The sequence below is a fragment of the Arthrobacter sp. 01T428 genome, from assembly GCF_056398685.1.
The window spans coordinates 33,319-59,678 of record NZ_JBFTPW010000021.1 but is presented as its reverse complement, the minus strand read 5'-3'; the positions used below and the strand labels follow the sequence as shown (position 1 = coordinate 59,678).

General features: G+C 59.8%; 23 protein-coding genes. 13 read left to right on the top strand and 10 right to left on the bottom strand.

Annotated elements, in window-relative coordinates; genetic code table 11:
- Window positions 1–12: 12 nt before the first annotated feature.
- Genes AC1DJB_RS19240 through AC1DJB_RS19230 form a run of 3 tightly spaced genes read right to left on the bottom strand, consistent with a single transcriptional unit; the run spans window position 13 to window position 3,802 of the window.
- Complete coding sequence (locus AC1DJB_RS19240) at window positions 13–1,443, bottom strand: dihydrolipoamide acetyltransferase family protein (RefSeq protein ID WP_476910725.1); 1,431 nt, start codon at window positions 1,441–1,443, stop codon at window positions 13–15.
- Window positions 1,440–2,573 (bottom strand): alpha-ketoacid dehydrogenase subunit beta, encoded by a 1,134-nt coding sequence (locus AC1DJB_RS19235; RefSeq protein ID WP_476910724.1) that lies wholly within the window; start codon window positions 2,571–2,573, stop codon window positions 1,440–1,442. The genes AC1DJB_RS19240 and AC1DJB_RS19235 overlap by 4 nt, the downstream gene beginning before the upstream one ends.
- On the bottom strand, window positions 2,570–3,802 hold the full coding sequence (locus AC1DJB_RS19230) for a thiamine pyrophosphate-dependent dehydrogenase E1 component subunit alpha (protein WP_476910723.1): 1,233 nt from the start codon (window positions 3,800–3,802) through the stop codon (window positions 2,570–2,572). Before AC1DJB_RS19230 ends, AC1DJB_RS19235 begins: the two co-directional genes overlap by 4 nt.
- A 171-nt stretch (window positions 3,803–3,973) precedes the next feature.
- Between AC1DJB_RS19230 and AC1DJB_RS19225 the strand changes: the two genes are divergently transcribed.
- On the top strand, window positions 3,974–4,438 hold the full coding sequence (locus AC1DJB_RS19225; RefSeq protein WP_234748882.1) for an Lrp/AsnC family transcriptional regulator: 465 nt from the start codon (window positions 3,974–3,976) through the stop codon (window positions 4,436–4,438).
- Window positions 4,439–4,440: 2 nt separating this feature from the next.
- Here the strand turns inward: AC1DJB_RS19225 and AC1DJB_RS19220 are convergent, their stop codons facing one another.
- The 3 genes from AC1DJB_RS19220 to AC1DJB_RS19210 all read right to left on the bottom strand — a co-directional run bounded on the left by AC1DJB_RS19220 (window position 4,441) and on the right by AC1DJB_RS19210 (window position 7,246).
- Window positions 4,441–4,575 (bottom strand): hypothetical protein, encoded by a 135-nt coding sequence (locus AC1DJB_RS19220; protein ID WP_476910722.1) that lies wholly within the window; start codon window positions 4,573–4,575, stop codon window positions 4,441–4,443.
- A gap of 113 nt (window positions 4,576–4,688) precedes the next feature.
- Complete coding sequence (locus AC1DJB_RS19215) at window positions 4,689–5,768, bottom strand: glycosyltransferase (RefSeq protein ID WP_476910721.1); 1,080 nt, start codon at window positions 5,766–5,768, stop codon at window positions 4,689–4,691.
- Window positions 5,769–5,773: 5 nt separating this feature from the next.
- Window positions 5,774–7,246: a tyrosine-protein kinase domain-containing protein gene (locus AC1DJB_RS19210; protein WP_476910720.1), complete on the bottom strand. Its 1,473-nt coding sequence runs from the start codon at window positions 7,244–7,246 to the stop codon at window positions 5,774–5,776.
- Between the two features lie 338 nt (window positions 7,247–7,584).
- On the opposite strand from AC1DJB_RS19210, the gene AC1DJB_RS19205 reads away from it, so the two are divergent.
- From AC1DJB_RS19205 to AC1DJB_RS19150, 12 genes are all read left to right on the top strand, one after another.
- A complete protein-coding gene (locus tag AC1DJB_RS19205; protein WP_476910719.1) occupies window positions 7,585–8,709 on the top strand; it encodes a glycosyltransferase family 4 protein in 1,125 nt (374 codons plus the stop codon).
- 82 nt (window positions 8,710–8,791) lie between these two features.
- Window positions 8,792–9,343: a DapH/DapD/GlmU-related protein gene (locus tag AC1DJB_RS19200; RefSeq protein WP_476910718.1), complete on the top strand. Its 552-nt coding sequence runs from the start codon at window positions 8,792–8,794 to the stop codon at window positions 9,341–9,343.
- Window positions 9,340–10,470, top strand: coding sequence for a glycosyltransferase (locus AC1DJB_RS19195; RefSeq protein ID WP_476910717.1), 1,131 nt, complete (start codon window positions 9,340–9,342; stop codon window positions 10,468–10,470). Before AC1DJB_RS19200 ends, AC1DJB_RS19195 begins: the two co-directional genes overlap by 4 nt.
- A gap of 277 nt (window positions 10,471–10,747) precedes the next feature.
- Window positions 10,748–11,608: a glycosyltransferase gene (locus tag AC1DJB_RS19190; protein ID WP_476910716.1), complete on the top strand. Its 861-nt coding sequence runs from the start codon at window positions 10,748–10,750 to the stop codon at window positions 11,606–11,608.
- Between the two features lie 19 nt (window positions 11,609–11,627).
- Entirely contained in the window at window positions 11,628–12,857 is a 1,230-nt protein-coding gene (locus AC1DJB_RS19185) for a glycosyltransferase family 4 protein (RefSeq protein ID WP_476910715.1), read from the top strand.
- Window positions 12,858–12,894: 37 nt separating this feature from the next.
- Window positions 12,895–13,923 (top strand): GDP-mannose 4,6-dehydratase, encoded by a 1,029-nt coding sequence (gene gmd, locus AC1DJB_RS19180; RefSeq protein ID WP_476910734.1) that lies wholly within the window; start codon window positions 12,895–12,897, stop codon window positions 13,921–13,923.
- Window positions 13,923–14,897, top strand: a complete 975-nt coding sequence (locus AC1DJB_RS19175) for a GDP-L-fucose synthase family protein (RefSeq protein WP_476910714.1) — start codon at window positions 13,923–13,925, stop codon at window positions 14,895–14,897. Before gmd ends, AC1DJB_RS19175 begins: the two co-directional genes overlap by 1 nt.
- 26 nt (window positions 14,898–14,923) lie before the next feature.
- The gene (locus AC1DJB_RS19170) at window positions 14,924–16,366 is read left to right on the top strand and encodes a sugar transferase (RefSeq protein WP_476910713.1); all 1,443 of its coding nucleotides are present in this window, start codon (window positions 14,924–14,926) and stop codon (window positions 16,364–16,366) included.
- A gap of 42 nt (window positions 16,367–16,408) precedes the next feature.
- Window positions 16,409–17,722, top strand: a complete 1,314-nt coding sequence (locus tag AC1DJB_RS19165) for a UDP-glucose dehydrogenase family protein (protein WP_476910712.1) — start codon at window positions 16,409–16,411, stop codon at window positions 17,720–17,722.
- A gap of 2 nt (window positions 17,723–17,724) precedes the next feature.
- The gene (locus AC1DJB_RS19160) at window positions 17,725–19,608 is read left to right on the top strand and encodes a DUF4012 domain-containing protein (RefSeq protein ID WP_476910711.1); all 1,884 of its coding nucleotides are present in this window, start codon (window positions 17,725–17,727) and stop codon (window positions 19,606–19,608) included.
- Between the two features lie 185 nt (window positions 19,609–19,793).
- Window positions 19,794–20,405 (top strand): LPXTG cell wall anchor domain-containing protein, encoded by a 612-nt coding sequence (locus AC1DJB_RS19155; protein WP_476910710.1) that lies wholly within the window; start codon window positions 19,794–19,796, stop codon window positions 20,403–20,405.
- Window positions 20,406–20,725: 320 nt separating this feature from the next.
- Window positions 20,726–21,328: an arsenate reductase/protein-tyrosine-phosphatase family protein gene (locus tag AC1DJB_RS19150; protein WP_476910709.1), complete on the top strand. Its 603-nt coding sequence runs from the start codon at window positions 20,726–20,728 to the stop codon at window positions 21,326–21,328.
- Here the strand turns inward: AC1DJB_RS19150 and galU are convergent.
- The 4 genes from galU to AC1DJB_RS19130 all read right to left on the bottom strand — a co-directional run bounded on the left by galU (window position 21,325) and on the right by AC1DJB_RS19130 (window position 26,345).
- Entirely contained in the window at window positions 21,325–22,215 is an 891-nt protein-coding gene (gene galU, locus AC1DJB_RS19145; RefSeq protein WP_476910708.1) for a UTP--glucose-1-phosphate uridylyltransferase GalU, read from the bottom strand. The two genes, AC1DJB_RS19150 and galU, sit on opposite strands and share 4 nt — an antisense overlap.
- A 90-nt stretch (window positions 22,216–22,305) precedes the next feature.
- The gene (locus tag AC1DJB_RS19140; protein ID WP_476910707.1) at window positions 22,306–23,133 is read right to left on the bottom strand and encodes a class I SAM-dependent methyltransferase; all 828 of its coding nucleotides are present in this window, start codon (window positions 23,131–23,133) and stop codon (window positions 22,306–22,308) included.
- Between the two features lie 1,401 nt (window positions 23,134–24,534).
- Complete coding sequence (locus AC1DJB_RS19135) at window positions 24,535–25,017, bottom strand: carboxymuconolactone decarboxylase family protein (RefSeq protein ID WP_476910706.1); 483 nt, start codon at window positions 25,015–25,017, stop codon at window positions 24,535–24,537.
- Between the two features lie 38 nt (window positions 25,018–25,055).
- Window positions 25,056–26,345 carry an LCP family protein gene (locus tag AC1DJB_RS19130; protein WP_476910705.1) on the bottom strand — a complete coding sequence of 430 codons (1,290 nt, stop codon included), beginning with the start codon at window positions 26,343–26,345 and terminating at the stop codon, window positions 25,056–25,058.
- Window positions 26,346–26,360 lie beyond the last annotated feature (15 nt).

The window sequence follows — 26,360 nt, the reverse complement described above, 5'->3', positions numbered from 1 at the left end:
AGCAGCTCTGCCTTACAAATCCGGCAGCACCGTCCCCGGGTTCTCGATCGCGTCAGCAACATACCGAAGGAAACCCGCAGCCGTTTCCCCGTCACAAACCCGGTGATCGAACGCGAGGGTGAGCTCGGTGACCTTACGAACAGCAAGCTGGCCGTCCACCACCCAAGGCTTGTCGATGATGCGGCCAACGCCTAGCATAGCTACCTCGGGGTAGTTGATGATCGCGGCGGAGCCGTCCACGCCGAACACCCCGTAGTTGTTCAGCGTGAAGGTGCCGCTAGCCAACTCCGTCGGTGTTGCCTTCCCGTCACGTGCAACGGCCGTAAGCCGGCGGATTTCGGCATCGAGTTCGCGAGCGTTCAACAGGTGGGCGTTGCGGATCGACGGAACTACGAGTCCGCGGTCGGTCTGTGCGGCGAAGCCAAGATTGATCCCGTCGAAAGCCACGATCTCCTGCATTTCACCGCCGGCCGTATCCTCGGCCGTGACAAACCGGGTGTTCAGCTCGGGGAATTTTTTTAGCCCGGCTATGACAAAACGGGCGATGAACGCGAGCAGCCCTGGAGCGCCGTGCGAATCGCGCTTCTTGAGTTCTGTACGCATTTCAAGGAGCGTGGTGGCGTCAACATCCACCCAGACAGTTGCCTCTGGGATCTCGGACCGACTGCGGGTCATATTCGCCGCAACAGCCTTCCGTATCCCGCGGACCGGAGTGCGCGAAGCCACGGTCAAGCCGGTTCGGGCATCGTGAACCCCCGTGGAAGGCTGGACAACGGCGGGCACCTCAACGGGGGCGCTATCGCGCGTTGCCCCTCCGATGGCAGCCTCAATGTCGCGACGCAGGATGAGCCCGCTCTCGCCCGAACCAGGGACGGCGTCCAACGAGACCCCATGGTCCCGGGCCATCTTCCGCACCAATGGAGAAATCACGGCAGAGAGCTTCCCTGGAATCCGCGTGCGAGACAAGGAGAGTTCGGCAAAGTCGGGCTCCGAGGTCACAGCAACGGCAGAACCAGCAGACACCTTTCGCGGCCGGGTTCGGCGAGCTTCGCCACCTCCAGATGTGCCGTAGCCAATGAGGACGTTCCCGGATCCGGCTTTCTCTTCGGTCCGGTAGGTCTCGGCAGCAGCGGCGACCGCGGGTGCCTTGGAGACCTCTTCTTCCACAGGCTCGGGCTCAGCAGAAACCGAAGCACCAACAGGAGCCACCGAGATCAGCGGCTTCCCGACGTCGAGCGTCTGGCCGGCTTCGCCGTGCAGGACCGCGACGATGCCCGCGTACGGCGAAGGCACCTCCACCATGGACTTGGCGGTCTCAACCTCAGCGATCGGTTGGTCCACGCGGATTTCGTCGCCCACGGCCACAAGCCAGTTGACGAGCTCAGCCTCGGTGAGGCCTTCCCCTAGGTCCGGAAGCAGGAACACCTGCATTTCTGCGCTCATGGTCGGTTCTCCCATTGAAGGTCGTCAACGGCGTCGAGGATGCGGTCGACGCTCGGCAAGTAGTAGTGCTCCAGCTTCGGAGCCGGGTATGGGACGTCGAAGCCGGTCACGCGGCGGATGGGCGCGGCCAGGTAATGGAAGCAACGCTCCTGCACCCGGGCCACGATTTCGGAGGATACAGAGGCGAAGCCGTGAGCCTCAGCAATGACAACAGCTCTCCCGGTCTTGCGCACCGACGCGCAGACGGTTTCGTCGTCGAAGGGAACGATCGAACGGACATCGATCACTTCAAGGGAGCGGCCCTCTTCAGCGGCCGCAGCCGCGGCGGCGAGTGCGGTCGGGACCGAGGGGCCGTAGGCGATGAGTGTCGCATCGGTGCCAAGACGCGCGACGGCGGCGCGCCCCTCGCTGCTGGATCCTGTTGCAGCATTCGTGGCGTGTTCGGCCCGCAGGGCGCCCAGGTCCACCTGGTCTTTGGACCAATAGAGCTTCTTGGGTTCCATGAACATGACCGGATCGTCGGAATCGATGGCCTCGCGGAGCATGCGGTAACCGTCCGCGACAGTCGCCGGCGTGAAGACCTTCAGACCGGCAGTGTGGGCGTAGTAGGACTCAGACGAGTCGCAGTGGTGCTCCACGCCGCCGATCCCGCCGGCATACGGGACGCGGATGACCATGGGCAGCTTGACGGCACCCTTGGTCCGGTTGTGCATCTTGGCGACGTGGCTGACGATCTGTTCGAAGGCCGGGTAAGCGAAGGCATCGAACTGCATCTCAACCACGGGACGCATTCCATTCATTGCCATGCCCACGGCCATGCCCACGATGCCGGACTCGGCCAGCGGGGTGTCAAAGCATCGCTGCTCTCCGAACGTGGCCATGAGGCCGTCGGTGATCCGGAAGACGCCACCCAGGCGGCCAACGTCTTCGCCGAATACCAGAACGGACGAGTCGGCTTCCATGGCGTCCGCCATCGCGGTGTTGAGCGCTTTGGCCATGGTGACGGTCTGCGGGCCGGAGGCTTCGGCGACCGCAGCTGCGCTGGCTGCCGCGCTGGCGGTGGCGGAGCTGACGTCACCGGTTGCGGCGTGCTCGGTGGCCTCAGAGGATGTGGTGACGGCGGGGCTCATTTGCCTGCCTCCTTCTGGCTGGATGCCTCACGGGCGAGTTCGTCGGCGAGCAGGGCGGACTGCTCCTTCAGTTGCGGAGTGGGTGTGGAGAAGACGTAGCGGAAGAGGTTTTGCGGGTCTACGGGTACGTCTTCACCCAGGCCTTCGCGAAGCTGCGCGGCAACGGCCTCGGCCTTCGCCACGATTCGGGAGGAACCGTCATCGTCGAGGAGTCCACGGCCCGTGAGATAAGACGTCATGCGGCTGATGGGGTCCTTGGCGGTCCATTCGGCCACTTCGCTGTCCTCGCGGTAGCGGGTGGCGTCGTCGGCGTTGGTGTGGGCCTGCATGCGGTAGGTGTGGGCCTCGATGAGGAGCGGGCCGGAGCCTTCGCGGGCCAATTTCACGGCGCGGTCCAGCACGGCGAGCAAAGCGACCAGATCGTTTCCATCAACGCGTTCACCGGCCATGCCGTAGCCGACGGCCTTGTGCGCCAGCGACGGCGCCACGGACTGTTGGCTCAGGGGTACCGAGATGGCGTATTTGTTGTTCTGCACGAAGAAGATGACGGGCAGGTGGAAGACAGCCGCGAAGTTGAGGGCTTCGTGGAAGTCCCCTTCACTCGTGGCACCGTCGCCGCACATTGCCAGCACCACGGTGTCTTCGCCTCGGAGTTTGGCCGCATGGGCAACTCCGACGCCATGGAGAAGCTGGGTGGTCAGCGGGGTGCACTGGATACCGACTTTGTGCTTAGTGGGGTCGTAGCCGCCGTGCCAGTCGCCGCGGAAGATGGTCATGGTTTCGACCGGGTCGACTCCGCGGGACATGACCGCTACGGCGTCTCGGTAGGTGGGGAACAGCCAGTCGCCTTCGCGCAGGCACAGAGCGGCAGCTACTTGGCACGCCTCCTGTCCGTGGCTGGACGGGTAAACCGCCATGCGGCCTTGCCGGACGAGGGCGGAGCTCTGGTCATTGACGCGGCGCCCGACGACGAGTTGTTCGTAAGCAGCCATGAGTTCGGCATCGCCAGGGATAGGATATTCGTGACCGGGCTCCGTACCTTGCTCAGCTTCGGGCTTGAGCACGCCAGAAGGATCGACCATCTGGATCTGATGGCGGGCGGGCAGCATGTAGTCTTCCACGCTGATTCCGAACTTGCGCCGCACTTCGGAAGCTTGGTCGTTGGCTTCGGTGTCGTCCGGCCGAGCGTCAGCCAGACCCTGGGCCTCATGGTCCGCGGAGATCGTCATTGGTCCGTCCTTCTGTATCCACTATTTGTCACCAGTATGTTCCCTGGAGAAGTTTCGTATCCAGCTCTGGGCAGAATCGTGGAAAAGCTTGCCTGAAACCTCTATTCTGGAAGACGGATTGCAAATGTGAGCTGGGTAACGGGCCCACGCTGTGGACGAATTGGAGGTGCAATGGCCGAGGTGGAAGCGGATCAGGCTGAGGTTCCGCTTGACCAAGTGGACAGGGACATCATTGCCGAGCTGACGCGGGACGGCCGTATGTCGGTGACGCAGGTGGCGGAAAATGTCCACATCAGCCGGGCGCACGCGTACTCGAGAATTTCCAGACTGACGGGCGAAGGCGTGCTCACTAAGTTCACCGCGCTGGTGGACCCGATCAAGGCCGGCTTGAAGTCATCGGCCTACGTCACGCTCAAGGTGCAGCAGCACTCCTGGCGCGAACTCCGTGAAGAACTTCGGCTCATTCCGGAGGTGCAGCACATTGCGCTGGTAGGCGGCGATTTCGACGTCATCCTACTGGTCCGCGCCACCGACAATATTCACCTGCGCAGGGTCATTTTTGATCAACTGCAGTCGATGCCAGGGGTGCAGGATACGCAGACGTTCCTGGTGTTCGAGGATCTGGATACGCGGTAGGACTAGCGCGACAGCGCCAGGTAGACCACCCCCGCTGTGACCAGCAACAAGACGAGCAGCCCGGCGTACTTGAACCGTTTCCGGGTGGACTTTCGATAAGGGTTGATGTCCACATAGCCCGGCAAAGCGTCCTCCATTTTTGATATCCCTGAGTGATCCCTGAATAAGTATCGGCCACAGACGGGCTCAGGTAAGGACGCTCAGGGGCTCAGCCGACGTGGGCAGGGAGATGAGTCTCTCAGAAGGTTCCTCACCGACGCGTACCGAGAAGACCCGAGGCAAATTGTCCCGGGGAGGCCAGTATCCGGGGGGCCGGGCGCGGCGCTGCTGTCGCCCGGGCAAGTGACTCACCCAGAAACCGGACATCCAACGGAGACCACTCGGCACCTGGGCCGATGTTCTTACAATCTGTACGCAGCGTTGACGCGCCAGCGGCAACTATGCGGGTTCCTGCGGCCGCAGCCTTTCCCAGGATCCCGCTTGATCCTTCATTTGAGTGCGCGAGCACGACGCAATCAAGTTCAGCAATGATCTGGTCGAATTCCGGTTCCTCAAGCAAGCGATCAATCACGAGGATTCTTCCACCCATCGCACGAATGAGCTGAAACGATGACTGCGCATTCTCCAGCACGTGATCACGAACCCGTCCCGCAACGACCAGTCCAACGTCGTTGCGATTCAAAGAAGCGACCGCAGAGGCAACCAGCGGAAGGTTCTTCCGCGGATCGACACTACCAACGACACCGAACCAAAATATTCCTGGCGGCAGAATGGCCCTGAGTTCACTGGATGTCTCATGCGTCATGAAGCTCACCGGATCACGTGAAACAGCGAGAGCGGAGCGTCCTCGCCAAGGTGCGCTTTTCAACACGCGAATCTGAACTCGGGGAGCCCGATTCGCAAACTGGAGTACGGTCCGCTTGGCGAAAGTCTTGATGGGAGCCAAGCCAGGAACCCTGGTCGGTTGTCCTTTTTCACGCATCACCAAAATGGCGATCGTACCGCGCCCCAACCAGCGACGACCCTTGGCAATCTCGTATGCACAAGAGTCGCCGTCTGGAATAACCACGTGGTCTACACCGAGATCATTGGAAAGCGCGCCCAGACTCTCAATGGAGAATTCGCTCACCAATTGAAGAGAAATTGCCGAAGCGAGGTGTTCCATGTGCACGCGCCACTCACTAGAGTTGACGGCGCTCGAAGTTGTCGCGACATGAACTTCATCCCCCATTTCCAAAGCAGCCGCGACCAGAAGCGACAGGTAATAAAGTCTGTGGCCGTCGGCGTTCCCCTCCACCACCAGAACGCGCCGCCGACGCTGGCTATCCACCAGCGCTACCCGCGGACCCTGGGAAATACGGATGGCGATCTGACGACGCCGCGATCCTCAGATTCCCGGTCAGAGGCCTCAAGGTTGTCCACGGACGTCCCTTCCGCCAATCGACTCGAACCCCGGGACCCTTCGCTTCCGTAATACGTGTAGGCGTATGCGTCACCACTCTTGGCAGGAACCCTGTTCAGCACGACTCCAAGTAAATTCGCGCCAACCAGTTCAAGCGCACTGAGTGACTTCTTAAGATCGTGCTGCTTGATCTTCTGCGAACCAACCACCATCAATACGCCTCCGACGTGCTGGGCAAGGACCGCGGCATCAGTGACGGGAAGGAGTGGAGGAGCATCAATAATTACCGCATCAAACGCAAGCTCCAAGCGTCCAATGAGATCCTTCATCTCATCGGAACCCAACAGCTCACTGGGATTGGGCGGAATTTGGCCAGAGGTCAAAACATAGAGACCACCCTGACCCCATGACTGGAGGAGATCATTTACGTCGGCCGCACCCACGAGGGCAGTAGTCAGCCCTGCGTTCCGGTCGAGTCCCAAGTATTCGCCGACCATCGGCCGGCGAAGATCGGCGTCGACAAGACAGACATTCTGACCTGACTGCGACAACGCAATTGCGAGATTTGTGGCGGTGGTGCTCTTGCCTTCGCCTGGCAAAGAGGACGTCATCAGTACAGACTTGGCGTGGCCTGAGACATTTGCAAACTGCAAGTTCGTGCGAAGCTGCCTGAAGGACTCGGCCCGCTGGCTTTGTGGGCCGGCCTGTGTCAACAGCGGCTTCTTGGTCGCGTCTTGGTCGAAAGCGATTCCTCCTAGGACAGCCGAGTCCGTCACGCGCCGAACGTCAGCTTCGGTGCGGATTCTGACATCAAGCGCGGTTCGAAGAATCGCGGCCGCGATTCCCAATGCAAGACCGATCACAATACCGAGAATCAAGTTCAGCTTGGGGTTCGGGGCAGAAGGTTGGGTCGGCGCTTGGGCGGGTGTGATGACCGAGAGACTCACAGGGGACGCGCCACCACCTCTGGGCCGCTCCAGTTGGTCAACGGCTTTGATCAAGCTGTTGGCTATTGCCTGTGCCGAGGCAGCCGCCTGAGCCGGCGAGCTGTCCGAAACGGAAATGTTGATAAGGACCGTGTTAAGGTCGGTGCTGGCCTTCACCCTCTGGGCCATCTCGTCTGTGGTCACGTTGAGCCCAAGACTGTCTATGGCGGGCTGTAGGACAATGGGCGTTGTCACCGTCTTGACGTATGACTGCACCCGGGCCTGGCTGAAGGAGTTTCCCTGTGCCAACTCCGTCACGCTACCGGAGCTTTGGGTCGCGACAAAAAGCTGGGTATCAGCCGTGTAGGTGGGTTTGACCAAGAGCGATACTCCTCCCCCGCCCAAGAGTCCCAAAAGCGTCGCCGCCAAAACCAGTGCCCAATTGCGGCGCAGAGTGAGAAGGTAATCCCTCAGATCCAAACCGTGTACCCCCTGTGTCGTTGAACTTCTGGCGTGCAGTCAAATTCGCCATCGGACGGAATGGTTCCAGCCATCGGCGCAATCATACCGGTTGGGTGAACCCCCTCTGGCATGGAGCCACCGCGCCGCGATTCCGAAAACAGTCAACCGTCCCGAGACTGACTAAAATAATTTCTGTTTGCTTCCAGGTTTCTTTTTAGTCCACTTTCACGATGTATCATCGGCGCGACCAATGGCTTGGCAATCGATCGGCTGCAGTCTAGCGCCGTAACTTGCCCGTACTTATTAGAAGGGCGACTCAAGTCGTGAAGCATCGGGGGCGGCCCAAGGCCGGAAGCATGAACGCTCTAACGCGAGTACTTTGGGTGACAAACTTCGCGGCTCCCTACCGGATGCCCGTCTGGAATCACCTGCGGACAGACCATGACTTAACCGTTGGACTTCTTGAGTCGAGAGAATCCCTCGCAGCAGATTCCAAGGCGAATAGAGGTGCGGACTGGCAGGTTGAGGAGACGCCGAGTGCACGTTTCGTCGAGATACCTACATGGAAATTGAAAGCTGGTGAGGCTAGGTACTACGTGCTCAAAGGGATTCTGCCGATCCTGGCCGTCGGCGATCAAGATGCAGTGGTCTTCGGGGGGTGGGAATCACCGGCATATTGGTTCTTGCTCTTAGCGTCCATGGTCTTCGGGGTGGGACGGGTCGGTTTCTATGAAAGTACTTTGGCCACGATGAAGCATCCAAGAGGACCAGTCGCGTGGATTCGCTCATGCTTCTTTCGCCAGATGCATTCGGTCGTGGTGCCTGGGCCGGCAGCCCGAGAAGCCCTGCTGCACATTGGAGTACACCGATCCAAGATTCTTGAAGGCTTCAATGCCGTTGACGTTAGGTCCTTTCATCAAAAGTCCTCCCAGGCCGAGGCCCCTCGCGGGTTATCCGACGGCCACCACTACCTATACGTTGGACGACTAATCCCACTAAAGCGAGTCGATGCCATTATCACGGCTTTCAGGGATATCGCGGGGCCTGAGGACACGCTCACGATCGTTGGCTCCGGCCACCTCAAGGACGACTTGACGAAACTGGCTGGGCAGGAGGGGGGTGCAGTTCAATTTCATCCGTATCTTGCCAACGATCTACTTCCTGAACTGATGGCGAAGCATCACACGCTTGTTCTTGCCTCGTCCGATGAAGTCTGGGGCATGGTAGTCAACGAGGCGCTGGCGTCGGGGCTGCATGTTGTTGTTTCTTCGAACTGTGGAGTTGTTCCATCCGTGGAATCGATGCAGGGAGTCTTCGTTGCGAATCGCAGTTTAGATGACCTGGCCGCGCGCCTTCAGGAGTCCCGCGATTCTTGGAGCGGAAAGATCCCAAACCCTGAAATTTTGCAGTGGACTCCGGAGCGATTCGCAGACACGTTCAGCGACGCAATTCGTCGGGCTGCGGTAGCCAGCAGCCGCTAGCGCCTCGAAGTTGATAGGTTGGCTGCGTAACGCGTTAATCAATCGATTTTTTGTTTTCTCGGTCTCAACGAGGGGGATTCCATTGCCGATCGTCAGGCGACTCGCGAACTTCTCCGGTTCTGGATACAACAAGGGGCGTCCGAAGTTCGTTCAGGCCCTCTGGGTTTTGACCTCTGCCACCGTGGTTGAACGCATCTGGTGCCCTTCGCCGCTTCGGGTTGAAATACTGCGGATCTTTGGCGCCAAGATCGGACAGCGGGTCCTCATTCGCCAGGGCGTAAGGATCCATTGGCCCTGGAAGCTGGTGATTGGAGACGACGTCTGGATAGGTGTTGACGCCTGGCTGCTAAATCTGGAACCCATTGAGATCGGATCCGACGTCTGCATCTCCCAGGGCGCGCTCATTTGCACTGGAAGCCACAACCCAAAATCGCCCAGCTTTGAGTTCGACAATGCTCCGATCCGAATTCACGATCGCGCCTGGATTGCTGCCCGGGCAACCGTTCTGAGAGGCGTGACAGTAGGCAAAGATGCCGTCGTCGGCGCGACGGCACTCGTCGTGAAAGACGTTCCGGCTGGTGGCCGGGCTCTAGCGCCGATTGCCAGGATCGCCGAAGAATCGCCTCGCCCATGAAAATTATCCAGATCGCGACTCTTGTGACTCCGGAGGGCGCCTATGGGGGCCCGATACGGGTTGCCATCAACCAGACTCGTGCGCTCCTTGAAGATGGACACGACGTGACCCTTGCCGCCGGAGCACTTGGCTTCGGAACGACCCTCCCAAACAGCTTTGATGGAGTTCCGGTAAAGCTGTTCAATGCCAAGCTCATCCCCAAACTCGGCTTCGCCGGAACGATGTCCCCGGGGCTGCACAGTTGGATCAGGAAAACAGCTCACACTGCCGATGTGTGTCATGTTCATCTGGGGCGCGATTTGCTGACGATGCCGGCCGCAAACGCTATCGCTCGCGCTGGTGTGCCCTACGTTGTCCAGACGCATGGCATGATCGACGCGTCCTCACGAGTGCTGGCGGGCCCTTTTGACCGATATCTTACGCGCCCGGTACTCCGGGCAGCGAGTCGGGTCTTCTATCTCACCGAACAGGAGCGGAAGGATCTTGAGGGCTTAGCGCCGGACTCGCTTCACTTCGCGAAGCTGCTGAACGGCGTTCCGGACTCCCCGGCGGAATCGGCGCAATCACAGTCTGAAACAATTGAGATTCTCTTCTTGGCAAGATTGCAGGCTCGAAAACGACCGATAGTATTCGTCGAAATGGCCAAAAGACTGCATCTGCGGTTCCCCCAAGCTCGATTCGTCATGGTGGGTCCGGACGAAGGCCAGGGCCAAGCTGTGCGTGATGCAGTCTCCGCAACCGGGATGAGCGAATTCCTTCGCTGGGAAGGCGCCCTCGAACCGGAACGCGTCGCTGAACGCCTGGCATGCTGTTCGATCTACGTTCTTCCGTCCGTCAATGAGCCCTTCCCGATGTCGGTCCTCGAAGCACTCTCACTGGGCAAGCCGGTTGTCGTTACTGACACTTGTGGCTTGGCGCCCTTCATCGAGAACGCCAAAGCAGGATTCGTGGTCGGATCGGACACGGATACCCTTACTGATGCGGTCGCCCGTCTCATTGAAGACAAACTTTTGCGGCAGGAAACTGGGCGAAACGCCGAGGCACTTGCCAAGCGTGAGTTCAGCATGAGACGGATATCGAAAACGATCGTCGAAACCTATGCTCGAGTGGTGGCCAATCATGGATAGCCTGTCCCGACATACGAAGCGTTTGTCAGTGGTTATTGTCCAACCGTATGTTCCAAAGTATCGCTCGGAGTTTTTCTGCAATCTGATCAGCAGGTTGAAAGATCACCATCAGGTTGACTGTGTCGTAGCTGCTTCTTCCCCCCTAGGAGCACAAGCTGAGCGCGGCGATTCAATTGACGCTGAGTGGATCAGGCGCTACGACGCTCGACAGCTAAGCATCGGCGGTGTCACCGTCGGCTTGGGCGGTGCGAGAAAGCTCTGGAAAGACGCTGACGGCGTGATCGTTGGTCATCTGGGCTCGTCTTTGGATACCTATCTTGCGATCAATGACGCCCGCAGAGGACGCCTCAAAGTTGGTCTTTGGGGCCACATCAAGCCATACGTCCAGGCCGGAAACCCGGTAGATCTGGCACTTGAACGTTGGCAATTGCGGCAAGCCGACCATGTATTTGCATATGCGCCAGGCGGCAAGGACTACGCGCTCGAAGCGGGCGTCCCCGGCCAAAACGTCACCACAGTCATGAATGCCACTGACACCTCCAAACTGGCCACAGCGAAGGCAAGGCTCAGTCCCGAGCAGGTCACCGAATTCATGGCCCTCCACGGTCTCCGACGGCACCGGACCTTGGCTTATGTCGGAGGCTTGGATTCCAGCAAGAGGATCGATTTTCTCGCCTCCGCCTTGGACATGCTTTGGACATCACAGCCTGATGTACGCGTACTTATCGGCGGAAAGGGATCAGACGCCCACCTGCTTCAGTCCTCGGTAGACCGCGGACAATCAATCATGATGGGGTACGTGGGCTCGTCCGAGCTAGCAACGATCGGCGCTGTCAGCTGCGGGCTTCTGAGCCCAGGAAGAATCGGACTTGTCGCGGTTGATGCCTTGGTGCTGGGCGTCCCGCTCCTCACCACGGACTGGCCCTTCCACGCGCCGGAGGTCGAATTCCTTGTTGAGGGTCAAAGCAGACTGACATCCGCCAACGATGTTGCCTCCTACGTCGGACTGATAGAGAGCTTCTTGCGCACTCTCCCCGCCCATAGGCCTGAGACTGCACCGACGCAATGGCGCTATCCGACGATCGACAGAATGGTCGAGAATTTCACAAGTGGAATCACGAAAATGCTCGGCAAATGACATTAAGGCGCGCAAGGTCATGAGAATTACAATCCTTGGTCTCAACTACTCCCCCGAACCGTCCGGAAACGCACCTTACACTTCCGGCCTGGCTGAGGGGCTGCGGGAAGCTGGACACAAGGTCCACGTCATCACGGGATACCCGCATTACCCCGAGTGGAGGCTCCGGGATGGGTACACGGGGCTCACGTCCAAGGAAGAAATTGATGGAATCCAGGTGACGCGGGTACGCCATTTCATCCCAGGAAAACCGACTGCCCTCTCCAGACTGATAATGGAGTTGAGTTTCGGCCTGCGTTTGATACTGGCAAGTTGGCATTCCCCGGACGTCATCCTCCTCGTCAGCCCTGCTTTGTTCTCCTCCGGACTGGCCCTCTTGAAGGCAAAATTCGGAACTCGCCGCCCAAGAGTTGGCATTTGGGTCCAAGACATCTACAGCCACGGCGTCGTCGAAACAGGGACTGGGGGACAACGGCTGTCCCAGGCAATGACGACGGTTGAAGGATTGATTCTCAGGTCTTGTCACGGGGTTGTCGCCATCCATGAGCGTTTCAGGGACTTCATGGTGTCAAGAGTTGGCGTCCCGGCTAGCAATATCCGAGTCATTCGAAACTGGACGCACCTACCTCCTACTCCGCCATCGGATAGAACCGCCATTCGGCACAAAATGAAGTGGTCAGATGATGACATCATCGTCCTCCACGCGGGGAACATGGGTCAAAAACAGGGACTAGAGAATGTGGTCGCGTCTGCCCGGCTAGCCAGCGAGAGGCAGAGCAAAGTTCGATTTGTGCTCATGGGCGACGGCAATCAGCGCAAGGTCTTGGAAGCGACAGCTCACGGGGTCCGAAACCTTGATTTTGTTGATCCTCTGCCAGGAGACGAATTCCAGCAGGCCTTGGCAGCCGCTGACATCCTGCTTGTCAATGAACGCGGCGGGGTCAAAGACATGGCCGTTCCCAGCAAACTGACGTCTTATTTTAATGCCGGAGTACCTGTGGTGGCTGCGACAGACCCAGGCAGCGTCACCGCATCAGAAATTGAAATGTCGGGAGGTGGCATAAGGGTTGACGCAGGTAATCCTGCAGCACTTCTGGACGCGCTGGAGGACCTGAGTTCAGATCACGATCGTTCCAGGGAGCTGGCCATCCGTGGGCTCGAATTTCGACAAGTCACATTGTCCAAAGCCGTTGCTATTGCCCACTATGATGAGTTCCTGTCCGGCCTTGCATCAGGGCGCGGCCGCTAGGCATCGCAAAATCTAATAACGCATCATGGGGGCAATTTTGGCAAAGCGTGCATTCATCACTGGTATCACCGGACAGGACGGGTCTTACCTGGCGGAGCTACTCCTCAGCAAGGGGTACGAAGTCCACGGACTGATCCGCAGGGCATCAACCTTCAATACGGCACGGATCGACCACCTTTATGTGGACCCCCACGACGTCAAGGCGAGGCTCTTCCTCCACTATGGAGACCTCAGCGACGGCGCACGCCTTGTGACGTTGCTTGCCCAAATCCGGCCCGACGAGGTATATAACCTCGCTGCGCAGTCGCACGTCCGGGTCTCCTTCGACGAGCCGGAACACACTGGAGACACGACTGGTATCGGCACTATTCGCCTGCTCGAGGCCGTCCGAATGTCCGGTATCGAAACGAAGTTCTACCAAGCGTCTTCCTCGGAAATGTTCGGCGCCACACCGCCTCCGCAGAACGAAGAGACTCCTTTTTACCCTCGTTCTCCTTACGGTGCGGCAAAGGTGTACAGCTACTGGGTGACAAAGAACTACCGTGAGGCCTATGGAATGTTTGCCGTCAACGGCATCCTTTTCAACCACGAATCGCCCCGCCGCGGAGAAACCTTCGTCACCCGGAAGATCACCAGGGCCGTGGCGGCCATCAAGGCTGGCAAACAGGACGCCCTCTTCATGGGAAACCTCGACGCTGTACGCGACTGGGGATACGCAGCCGAGTATGTGGAGGGAATGTGGCGCATGCTCCAAGTTGACGAACCGGACGACTTTGTTCTGGCTACGGGCGGCAACTACACCGTCCGTGACTTCCTCCAAATCTCCTTTGAGCACGCTGGCCTGAATTGGGAAGACCATGTGCGTTTTGACGAGCGCTATTTGCGCCCAACCGAAGTAGACGCCCTTGTGGGTGATGCTTCGAAGGCACAAGAGAAACTTGGCTGGAAAGCAACCGTTCACACACCGGAGCTCGCCCGAATCATGGTGGACGCCGACATCGAGGCCTTGAAGCACGCGGGCAACGATTGGATCGATGGCGTCGATCTCGATAGTTGGAAGAACTGATGTCAGAGCCCATCTCGTTCATGCCGGGCAGCCTTGACCGTGACTCGACCTTCTATGTAGCAGGACACCGCGGCTTGGTGGGATCCGCTATCTGGCGCAAGCTGGAAACCGAGGGGTTCACCCAGCTTGTGGGCAAGTCTTCGGCCGAGCTCGATCTCAAGGACCGCGACGCTGTCTTCGAGTTCTTTGCGCGGAGCAAGCCCCGCTATGTGGTGCTGGCAGCCGCGAAAGTGGGCGGTATTCTCGCCAACAACACGTATCCTGTGGACTTCCTCAGCGACAATTTGCGTATCCAGGTGAATGTTCTGGACGCGGCCCGCGAGCACGGTGTCGAACGCCTCCTCTTCCTTGGGTCGTCCTGTATCTACCCGAAGTTCGCAGAGCAACCAATCCGCGAGGATTCTTTACTCACTGGTCACCTCGAACCGACCAATGACGCCTATGCGATTGCGAAAATCGCAGGCATCATGCACGTGCAGGCAGTTCGCCGACAGTATGGCCTCCCGTGGATATCAGCCATGCCCACCAACCTCTACGGGCCTGGCGACAATTTCTCGCCGGAAGGTTCCCACGTTTTGCCTGCGCTGATTCGTCGTTACGACGAAGCGGCCAAGTCCAGTACCCCCGTGGTCACCAACTGGGGCACCGGGTCGCCGCGGCGTGAGTTCCTGCACGTGGACGATATGGCCGCCGCCTGCCTACATCTGCTGGAGAACTACGACGGCCCGGAACAAGTGAATGTCGGAACCGGGACGGATGTGACTATCAAGGAGCTTGCCGAGATCGTGGCAAGTTCCGTCGGTTTCTCCGGTGACATCGAATGGGACACTTCCAAGCCCGACGGCACACCACGAAAACTGCTGGATGTTTCCAAGCTCGCCGACGCTGGATGGTCTGCTTCCATTGGTCTGGAAGAAGGGATCAAGGCCACTGTGGACTGGTACAGATCAAATTTGGCTGAAATCCGTAACTGAGAAGTCCAAGAGGCACTCAAGTTGAAATGGGGGACTCTTTGAGTCAAGAGGCAAACTGGAGGGCGCGTACTTCGCGGACCCTCCGAATAGTTGACGCCTTGGTGATCGTCTGGGCTGTTGCTGGCGCCTACAGCATCCGGTTCGGACTGGACTCGGGCGTTTCAATATCTGGACAAGATTATGTTTCCTTGTCGATACTCCTTGCCATCACATGGTGGCTCATGCTTGGGGCGTGGAACACGAGGCAGAGCCGGATCCTCGGCTCAGGACCTGATGAGTACAAGAGGGTAGCAGCTGCTTCCCTTTGGCTATTTGGTTTTGTTGCCATCTTCTCTTATGTCTTCCGGGTAGACACCGCCCGCGGATACGTCGGGATTGCCCTACCTGCAGGGCTCGGCGGTCTCCTTCTGGCACGTTGGCTTCTTCGGCAGCACCTCAGCATCCACAGACAGAAGGGCCGGCGAATGTCGCGCCTTCTGCTACTCGGAAGTTCTGGGGCAGTCATCCACCTCGCTGAGACTCTGGTCCGCGAGAAGCACGCCGGCTACACTCCCATCGGTGCCTACACCACAGGCGACTCCGCCCACTCTCAAGAACTGGCCGCCATCGGGCTCCCGGTACTTGGCCATGAGCCGACGACCCACGCGATTCTCGACGCGATCGAACGGTGCTCAGCTGACGCCGTCGCCGTCACAGTGGGGATGCAGCTCAATCCGAGAACGCTGCGCCAACTTGGGTGGGAATTGGCCGACCGCAACATCGGTCTCATTCTTGCACCAGCCCTCACCGACGTTGCCGGACCACGCATCCACACACAGCAGATTGCCGGACTCCCGCTCATCCACGTCACCACCCCCAGTCTTGAGGCCGGTCAACGCGTCGCGAAACGATTGTTCGACGTGGCGGTCTCGGCTGGGCTGATTGTTCTGTCTTCGCCATTGTTGACAGTGCTGGCCCTCATGGTAAAGCTCGATACCCCTGGTCCGATCCTCTTCCGGCAAGAGCGCGTCGGGTTTGAGGGCGCATCCTTCAGGATGCTCAAATTCCGCACCATGGTGGCCGACGCTGAGTCAAGGCTCGCTGAGCTCGCTCACCGGAATGAAGGGAATGGAGTTCTCTTCAAAATCAGGAACGATCCACGCTTAACACGCACGGGGGGCTTCCTTCGCAGATATAGCTTGGACGAGCTTCCACAGCTGTTCAACGTTCTGTCCGGCTCCATGAGCTTGGTGGGGCCACGCCCACCATTGCCCGTTGAAGTGGAGTCCTATGAACAGGACGTGCGTCGGCGCCTTCTGGTCAAACCGGGAGTTACTGGGCTCTGGCAGGTCAGCGGACGATCTAATCTCTCCTGGCAAGACTCGGTCCGCTTGGACCTCTATTACGTGGAAAACTGGTCATTGGCCGGTGACCTGATTATTCTGCTCCGCACTGCGAGGGCTGTCCTCACTGGGCACGGAGCCTACTAATTACCACTGACGCAGGAACGACCCTCTGGGGAAGGCAACACAATGCGAATTTCAGTCATCGGCTGCGGCTACCTCGGTGCAGTCCACGCTGCCTGCATGGCCAAGCTTGGCCACGAGGTGGTCGGCATCGACGTGGATGAGCGGAAGATCAGCACGCTGTCCGCCGCCCGTGCCCCGTTCTTCGAACCTGGTTTGGATGAACTCCTTCGAGACGTCCAGGAGACGGGACGGCTGTCCTTCACCACAGACATTTCCGCAGCAGCAGGTAGCGCTGTCCACTTCATCTGCGTGGGGACACCCCAGAAGAAAGGCGAAAACGGCGCCGACCTTCGCTATGTTGATGCAGCTGTAGCGGCGCTCCTCCCCCACATTCGGTCCGGCGACCTTGTGGTCGGAAAATCTACCGTCCCGGTGGGAACTGCCTCCCGCTTAGGTAACGTCCTCACCGAGAGCGAACCAGGGACACACCTCGTGTGGAATCCCGAATTCTTGCGCGAAGGTCATGCCGTCCAGGACACCCTCTCACCCGATCGCTTGGTCTACGGCGTCGCCGATGGCTCGGAAGATCACGCGGCCGTTTCTGTTCTGGACGAGGTCTATGCCGTTCCGCTCTCCACGGGAACCCCGCGTCTGGTGACCGACCACCCCACTGCCGAGCTGGTCAAGGCGGCTGCCAACTCGTTCTTGGCAACCAAAATTTCATTCATCAACGCCATGGCCGAGGTTTGTGAAGCGGCAGGCGCAGACGTCACCCGGCTCGCAGATGCCATCGGAATGGATGACAGGATCGGCCGCAAATTCCTCAACGCGGGCATCGGTTTTGGCGGTGGATGCCTCCCCAAGGACATCCGGGCCTTCATGGCAAGGGCCGGCGAACTGGGGGCCGATCAGGCCTTGACCTTCCTGCGAGAAGTGGATTCCATCAATATGCGACGCCGCACGCGCGTCGTAGAGCTTACTCGCGAACTCTGCGGAGGAAGCCTGCTGGGACACCGCATCACCGTCCTCGGTGCCGCCTTCAAACCCGAGAGCGACGACGTCCGCGACTCGCCAGCGCTCAGTATCGCCGCGCAACTTCAACTCCAGGGCGCGGTGGTCACCGTGACCGACCCGAAGGCCCTGGAAAACGCGGAAAAACGGTTCCCGGAACTGCAGTATGAACCGGACCTGGAAACGGCGATGGCTGGAGCCGATACCCTCCTCCTGCTCACCGAATGGCAGCAATACAAAGACCTTGACCCCTTCGAGGTGAGCAGCGGCGTCGCCGGACTCCGGATCCTGGACGGACGAAACGTCTTGGACTCAGCGAAATGGCGTGCCGCCGGTTGGCACTACCGCGGACTCGGAAGGCCTTAAGCGTGACTGATACTCAACAATCCGAAACCATCCCGGAGGAACCCGAACTACGCAGGGGAGAGCGAAGCTCCGTTCCAAGCAAGCGTCGCCGTCGGTTGCTGACGGCTGGACTTTGCCTTGTGGTCTTCGCCGTGATCGCCGGAGCCGCCGCCCTGTGGCTTGTTGCCAAGGCCTCGACCATCAGGTCAGAACTTGAAGCATCGACCCAGTTGGTTCCCAAACTCAAAGAAAGCGTTCTCAAGAACCGTCCGGCCGATGCAGCTTCTCTTGTCGACGAACTACGGCACCACACTGCCGCTGCTCGGGACGCCGCCGCTGACCCCCTCTGGTCAGTCGCCTCGGCGATTCCCTGGTTGGGCGCCAACTTCTCCGCGACAGCTGAAATCGCCCGATCAGCGGACGATGTGGCCACTCTTGGCGTCGCGCCCTTGGCGAAGGTCTATGATTCGCTGAACTGGGACAAGCTGATGCCAAGCGCGAGCGGCACGGACCTTGACCCAATCCGCAAGGCTGCCCCCGCCGTCGCGTCCGCAGCACACGCCGTGCGTGTCTCGGCCGAACGGCTGGATGGGATCGACCCCGGCAGCCTGCTCCCCCAGGTCGCCGGACCTTTGATACAGGCCAGGCAACAGCTTGGCTCTGTTGTTAATGAACTGGACACTGCCTCCGACGTCGCGGGCCTAGCACCTGGGATGTTGGGCTCCGACAAACCCCGGCACTACCTGCTCCTTGTCCAGAACAATGCCGAGGCCCGGGCCAGTGGCGGCATTCCCGGCGCGCTGGCAGTGCTGACAGCAGACAAAGGCAAACTCAGCCTCGCCTCCCAGACCAGCGCCCACGATCTTGGTGCGTTCACGCCGCCTGTGGATGTTGACGCCGAGCAAGAGCGTATCTATAGCAATCGCCTGGGCACCTTTATGCAGGACGTAAATTTCACTCCAGACTTCCCAACCGCCGCCACCACCGCATTGAAGATGTGGGAACAGAAAAAGGGTGAGCGCCTTGACGGTGCCGTCTCGATCGATCCCGTAGCCCTTAGCTACATCCTCGACGCCACAGGACCGGTCACTCTTCAAGACCCGCAGTTGCTCGCGCTCACTGCCGGAAAACTGCCCAGCGAACTCTCTGGCAGCAACGTGGTGAAAACCCTTCTCTCCGACGTTTATGTCCAATTCAATAATCCCAAACCGCAAGACCTCTACTTCGCTGCGGTGGCCAAGGAAGTCTTCGGAGCGCTCTCCTCAGGAAAGGGCGACACCAAGAGCATTCTTACCGGACTCGGGAAAGGCGTCGAAGAGCACCGAGTGCTGCTTTGGTCTACGGAGGCCAGCGAACAGTCCACTCTCGGGAAATACCCGTTGAGCGGATCCATCTCAGGACCCAGTGTGCCAGCTGCCCAATTCGGGGCCTACTTCAACGACGGCACGGGCGCCAAAATGGACTATTACGTGAAGCGCACCGTCCAGCTGGTAACACAGTGCCCCGCCGATGGCTACGGAACCGTCAAGGTTCGGATCACCAGCACCAACACCGCTCCAGCTGATGCGGCCACCTCCTTGCCCGCCTACGTGACCGGCGGCGGTGCTTACGGAGTGCCGCCCGGCACGGCCCAAAGCAATGTGATCGCCTACGGGCCTGCCCAGTCCCAGGTGGTAACGGCTACCCAAGATGGGAACAAAGTCCCCTTCGGCGCACAGCAACACGACAATAGGCCCGTTGCAACCCTTTCAGTGCGTCTGGCACCGGGGCAAAGCAGCACCGTGGAATTCACATTCGGAAAAATCGTGCAGCACAACCAGCCTGAAGTGGTGGTGACACCAACTGTCGAATCCGTTGACAAGGTGGTTCTCCCTACCAAATCGGAAACATGCGGCGCCGCGGGATAGACGGCACGTTAACCCTTTGTAACGAGTTTGGATTTACTTTGCGGTAAGCACCCTTAGGATGGTAGTTTCTCTCTTGGGTAGGTCTCAGATTTCAGTTCACGTGTTCGTGGTGGATGAAATCACGTCAACACAATGAATTGCGTAGCAGGTCTCAAGTACGTACCAGGGTCTCAGGGGGACTAAAATTGAAGAAATCACTTGCAGCGCTCGCGCTTGCGGGCACCATCGCACTTGCCGCTTCGGCACCAGCAATGGCCGTTGATTACCCGGCACCGGCACCGGGCACCGTTTCCAGTTCAACCGTAACGGTCGGCGGAACCGTCGTATTCTCCGGCACCGGCTTCACGCCCGGCGAAACCATCAACATCACGATTACCTTTACTGCTACTGCCCAAGGCGCAGCAGCACCCGGCACGAGCAATGGCATCGCTATGGCGGTCCCAGGCGGTCTTCACCTGGCTCCCACTGCGGTGACCGCTATTGCCAACAGCTCGGGCGCTTTCTCAACCAACGTCACGCTGAGCGCGGCAGGTACCTACCAGCTGACCGCCGTCGGAGCGAGCTCCGGCCACACCGTGACCGCAACTGTGGTTGCCGCCGGTGTCAGCGGTGCGGGCTTGGCAAACACGGGTGGAGCAGCACTGGCCAACACCGGTGGTACTGGCCTGGCCAACACCGGCGTCGACTCCAGCCTGATCCTTTGGGGCCTGGTTGGCGCTGGCGCACTCGTAGCAGGCACGACTTCTGTAGTGGTGGCCCGCCGCCGCGCAAAGAACGAAACCGCAACAACAGCCTAAACGCTAAACAAGAGGAGGGGTTGTTTCCGGTGATCCGGAAACAACCCCTCCTTGTTTGCGCATACGGTAATTTATGAACATGGGGAGACATTGGCGACGCCGCAAGCGGCTGAGCTTCAGGGTGGGGTTGCCAGCGATTCCACCATTTCCAGCGATTCCGAGAGCGGCCTGGCCGATCATTTTTTTGATCCTGCTGGCCGCGGTTTCCTTCGGCGTGGCTGCCTTCGCCCTGCTACGGCACTCGTGATTATGACTCTCGTGTTAACTTGTAAAACACAGGTGTCACGCGCGCCTGCCAGCTAAGTGAAAGAGCTATACCTTTGGAATCGCCCCAACCCATTCGGATACTGACCGTTTGCACCGGCAACATCTGCCGCTCCCCCGTAGCCGAACGTTTGCTCCAGGCGGGCCTGGACCAGGTTCTCGCCGGCGGCTTCGAAGTGCGCAGCGCCGGCACCCGCGCCATGGTGGGCAGCCCCGTCCAGCCGCTCTCAGCGGACATCATCCGCACGTACGGCGGCACCCCTGATGACTTTGCCGCGCGCCAGCTCACCTCAAAGATCCTGAGGGAAGCGGACCTGGTACTCACTATGGCATCCCACCATCGCGGGGAAGTTCTGCAGCTGGACGCTTCCCTGCTCAGGCGGACGTTCACCATCCGCGAATTCGCGCGGATGGTGACGGCCCTTGAAGAACGAGGCGACGCGCCGCCGTCGGACTCTGACTACAACCAACTATGGCGAGAACTGCCGGCGCGGGCGTCCTCCGTGCGTCACCTCGTCCTGGCGGCGAAATCCTCGGACAACGACGTCGCCGACCCTTACAAACAGGGCGCCGAAGCATATCTGCGGATGGAAGACGAGCTGGCTCCGGCCATCCTCAGGATTCTCCGCTATGCCCGGCTAAGCATGCAGCACTCCTAACCCAGGAATTCCTTCATCCAGGTTTTGAGATCTTCACCGAATTCGGCCCGCTCGGACGCCAGCGTAATGACGGCCTTCAAGTAGCTGAGCTTGTCCCCGGTATCGTAGCGACGTCCGCGGAAGACGACCCCGTAAACGCCGGCGCCTTCGCCTTCGCCCTTGGCGAGGGTCTGAAGCGCGTCGGTCAGCTGGATCTCGCCGCCGCGCCCGGGCCCGGTCTCTTCGAGGACATCGAACACGGCCGGGTGCAGGACATATCGTCCAATCACAGCCAAGTTTGATGGCGCTTCTTCAACGGAAGGCTTCTCCACAAGGCTGTTGACCCGGACGTAGTCCTCCCCCTCGATGGGTGTGATGTCCGCGCAGCCATAGGCGCTGATCTGCGACGGTTCCACTTCGATGAGCGCGATCACCGAGCCGCCAGTCTTGGCTTGAACGTCGATCATGGTTGACAGAAGCTGATCCCGCTCGTCAATCAGATCGTCGCCCAAAAGCACTGCAAACGGTTCGTCACCGACGTGCTGCTTGGCGCACAGCACTGCATGGCCCAGGCCCTTCGGTTCGCCCTGCCGCACATAGTGGATAGGCCCAAGCCCGGACGCATGCTGCACGGCGTCCAAGCGAGCTTCGTCGCCCTTCAGCTCCAAAGTGCGTTCGAGATCAGGCGCACGGTCGAAGTGGTCTTCAAGGGCGCGCTTGTTGCGGCCTGTAATCATCAGCACGTCGCTGAGGCCCGCCTTCACGGCTTCCTCAACCACGTATTGGATGGCCGGTTGATCGACTACCGGCAACATTTCCTTCGGCATCGCCTTGGTGGCAGGCAAGAAGCGCGTGCCCAATCCAGCGGCCGGAATAACTGCTTTACGAACTAATCTCCCCATAGACATACGGCAAATCTTACGAATGGATTTTCAAAAACGCTAATCCCTGATGCAAGATTTCGGCGTGTCCGGGCAAGAAGTCGTTAGCTCCGGGCCTCAGAGCGTGGCCGTCAACAGGTAGGTGCGGAGGTTGGTTTGGTGTCCGGCGTCTCTTGTATCGGGGACCTGGGCTAATCGGCCGAAATTTGCCGCAGGCTGTCCAGGCTGGACCACCGTCGACTCGCTCCAGCCCCCGGCCCGAAAAAGCACCTCCGGTGAATCTGTACAGAAGGGCAGCGGCCGGCCGGTGCTCCTGCGCGCAGCCACCAGCGGAGCCATGCCCTCCAGGTCCAACAGGCCGGTGCCAAAGATATCCGCCAGGAAGATGGACTCAGCGGCGGACAAAGCTGCGGTGTCGCGGACCAGCGACTCGACGTCGGCCTCAGCCAAGTAAAAGAAGAGCCCCTCGGCAACCCAAATCGTTGGTGTGCGTTGGTCAAAGCCTGCATCGAGAAGCGCCGGCGTCCACGGGCCGGACAGGTCGGCGTGGACGCACCTTCGTTCGCATCGGGCCGGTGTGGTGCGCAGGATGGCTTCCTTCTCCGTGAACCCATCCGCGTAGTCAATCTCGAACACGGTGCAGGAGGCCGGCAACGGTAACCGAAAGGCCCTCGTATCCAAGCCAGCACCAAGCAGGACGATCTGGGAGTCCTTCTGGGCGGCTCCGAGGATGCGATCGTCAAAATATCGTGTCCGGACCGGCAGGAACGGATTGTAGTCCGCGGCTTCCAAGGCGGCTTTTCCGCTTTCTCCCGCCAGAAGTTCGGCCCACGGATCGTTGAACAGCCGGTCAGGGCGGGCAGTCTCGAGCGCTCTCGCAGCGGCAATCCAACCGCCCGTGCCTACAACTGCTGCCTTTGCCCGCGGGTCATGATGTGGGGTCATTCCTCCACCTTACGTTTACGGAGTGAGTCACTCTCACGACGATGAACGGGCCTTCCGCACCGGATGCTCGCTCAGGATGGGCAGTCGGTTGAAGGCGTTGATGCCGATGCACGCCATGCACAGCACGCTGATCTGTTCCTCGGCACGCCGGCTGCTTACCTACGCTCCCAGGCGAAGCACGCTCACTCACAGAGAGCAGTCTGTGCACCACTCAATTTGCTCAGCTTTGGTACTCAATTAGTCAGATTTGGCACTCAATTCTGCGGAATCCAGACCCAAAGGTGGAAACGACTGCTTAGGATCAGAATCCTACGGCCGGCAAAGCATCGATGGCCCAGGGCGGCCCGTGTTCGCGCGCCTTGGTCAATCGCCGAGTGAAAGCAGGGGTCAATTGAGTGGAAATCGGAAAGACAGTGAGATCTGAGAACGACCACAACCTGGTGAAGTGGCAAGCAGGACTTGACGATTCCGCGAGGGTCAAAGGGATCGTCCCTGCGGGCTTCGAGTCATACTTACGCATCCTTCATAGAGCTCACAGCACATCCGTACCGGGCCCCGGCACTGAACCCGAACCACAGGTCACTTGGACCGAGGTGGCTTCCTCACGAGGCCTGAAGTTGGAGCCTGGGACAATTTGGGCCGACTTGTCAGGGGTCTACGGAGAACCAGCGACAGTGTCCGGAGTCGGTACGGTGTTTCCTCCCGAAGAGGGGCGACTCGATGCCAGAGGATTCAGCGCTCTCGCGGACGTGCTAGTGGCTTTGACGGCCGGCGAGTTCCTCGCTGCCTTCTGGGCAGGGTGGGAACCGCTCCTGGAAGATCGGTCTTCGGGGAAAGCCATCCGAAAGGGACAAACGGTTTCTATCCAAGGCAACCAATTTCTTCTCTACAATTTCACCTCAAGCGACCTTGCCGGGGCGGCATTCATGGCGCGTCCTCAATTCGGTTGGACAGCCGGAAACGGGATCACGCCAAGTTATCTCTGGCCTCGAGACGAAACCTGGTTCCTCGCTACCAACATCGACTTGGACTCCAGCATCCTCGCTGGTCCCTCGCGCCTCGTGGCAAAAGTGGAGGCGCTACCGGCATTGGAGAGCATCCCGGTCGATATTTCCACCGACCTTACCTCGTCATTTCGGCAGCGGACTGACGCCAAGCACTCACATCCGAAAGGTGGCCCGATGGCCAACAAGATTCCGAATCCTTGGATAAGCGCTTCGTTCTTTGCCTATGCACTTCTCTTTGCCTTGTGGGAGCCTTTTGTCTGGTGGCGGGCTGTCGCATCAGTTCTGGTCCTGGGCCTCGGATGCTGGGGCCTCTACCTGTGGTGGCGCAGTAGGCGGAAGAATTCAAGCACCGAGCCTCCACAACGCTAAGAGGAATCGTGCGACTTCGCACGCTTCATCCCGACGAATGGGCCTTGCGCACCGGATGGTCGCTCAGGATAGACAGGCGGTTGAAGGCGTTGATGCCGATGCACGCCATGCACAGCACGCTGATCTGTTCGTCGGTGTAGACCTTCCGCGCGCGTGAGAACAGCTCGGCCGTCGGACGGGCGGTGCTCATCCGCGTGATCTGTTCGGCCAGTTCAAGCGCCACCTGTTCGGCCTCGTTGAAGAGCCCCACCTCGCCATGCACGGACACCAGGGAAAGCCGCTGCTCAGTTTCCCCGTAGCCGATGGCCCTACGGTGATGCAGATCCAGGCAAAAGGCGCAGCCGTTGATCTGCGAAGCCCGGTAGTTCAACAACTCCAGAGTGCGACGCGGGATCCCGGTCCTGTCCGCCTCGGCAGTGACCTGACCCGCGTAGCCGGACAGGGCCTGATAAAGCCCCGGCTGTTGCTTGTCCAGGTAACCTGCGAGCTTCGGTGTATTTTCGCTCATTCGCCGAGCCTATCGGAGAGAGCTACCTAGATGCTGCGCTATTTCACGCAGGCAATGGCACCGCCTTGGAGTGCTCCGGTGGAATCCGCGTAGACGTTGCTTGCGGGTGCCGACGGAGTGGCTGGTGCAGCCCCTGAGGCGGGTGGCGCTTCGGGTGCGGGTGCCGCAGGTGAGGCAGCCGCCGTCGTCGGGGTCGCCGTCGTCGTCGGTGCGGGAGCCGGCGGTACCGGGGTGAGGAGTTCCTTGACGGTGGCGTGCACCTGGTTGACGTCCACGGTGTTGATGGAGGCGCCATCCGGGGACCAGCCGAAGCCTGTGATCGGCAGGGTGCTGAAGGAGATGTTGCCCCCGGTCAGGGACGTCGCCTGCTGGGCGAGCTGGATCAGGTTCAGCTCCGAATCAACCACGATGTTCTTGCTCACGGCATCCAGGACACCCTGCATTTTCCCGAGGTCGGTGAAGGTCCCGGCGTCCTTGAGCTGGTGGGAGACCGAGGCGATGAAGGCCTGCTGCCGGCGTTCGCGGTCCAGGTCCGAGAAGAGGTACGTCGGGTCGGACGTGTCCCGGCGCTGCCGCACGAAAGCCATGGCCTGTTTGGCGTCAATCTGCTGCATGCCCGCTTTGAAGTCGGCCCCGGAGAAGGTGTCCTGGGTGGCCCGGTTGACGCACACGGTGATGGGGGCGATCGCTTGGGCCGTCTGATAGAACGCGGCCATGGTGACTTCGAGGAAGTGGTCGATATGTACGCTGCCTAGGAACTTGGTCGCGGTAGCTATTTCGGCTTTGCGCCCGGCGTCGCGCGCCGCCTGGTAGGTGGTATCGTCGTCGGGCTTTCCCGCATTGATCAAGGAGGTCTTCTCCGCTGCGAAACCGTAGCCGTAGGCCTCTTTGATTTTGGCTTTGAAGGGGCCGCTCCCGGGTATGCTATCCACCTGGACGTAGTCATCCCGGGGAATGGAGATCCCCGCGGCTTTGGAACCGTCCGCCGGGATATGGATGAGCATCAGGACGTTGGAGTTGTAGCCGCCGATATTCTCATCCCCCGCGTGCAAGGCGTCATACATCTCCGGAGGAAGTGGCTTGCCCTTCTCGTCGACCCTTGTATCGAGGCCCATGATCAGGATGTTCGTGTCCTGGCTCAGCTTTGGCACCGCTTGGGGCAGCGTTTTCAGGTCCTTGAGGACATCCGAGCGGTGGACGTTGTTGTTCACCGCAACCGCCGTCGCGCCCACATAGGTGACCGCGACGGCGACCGCCAAGGCCACGGTTGCGGCGACCGCCGTCGCCGAGATCAGGATGACGGACTTGCGCCGGGACTTGGGGCGCATATGGCGGGGACCTTG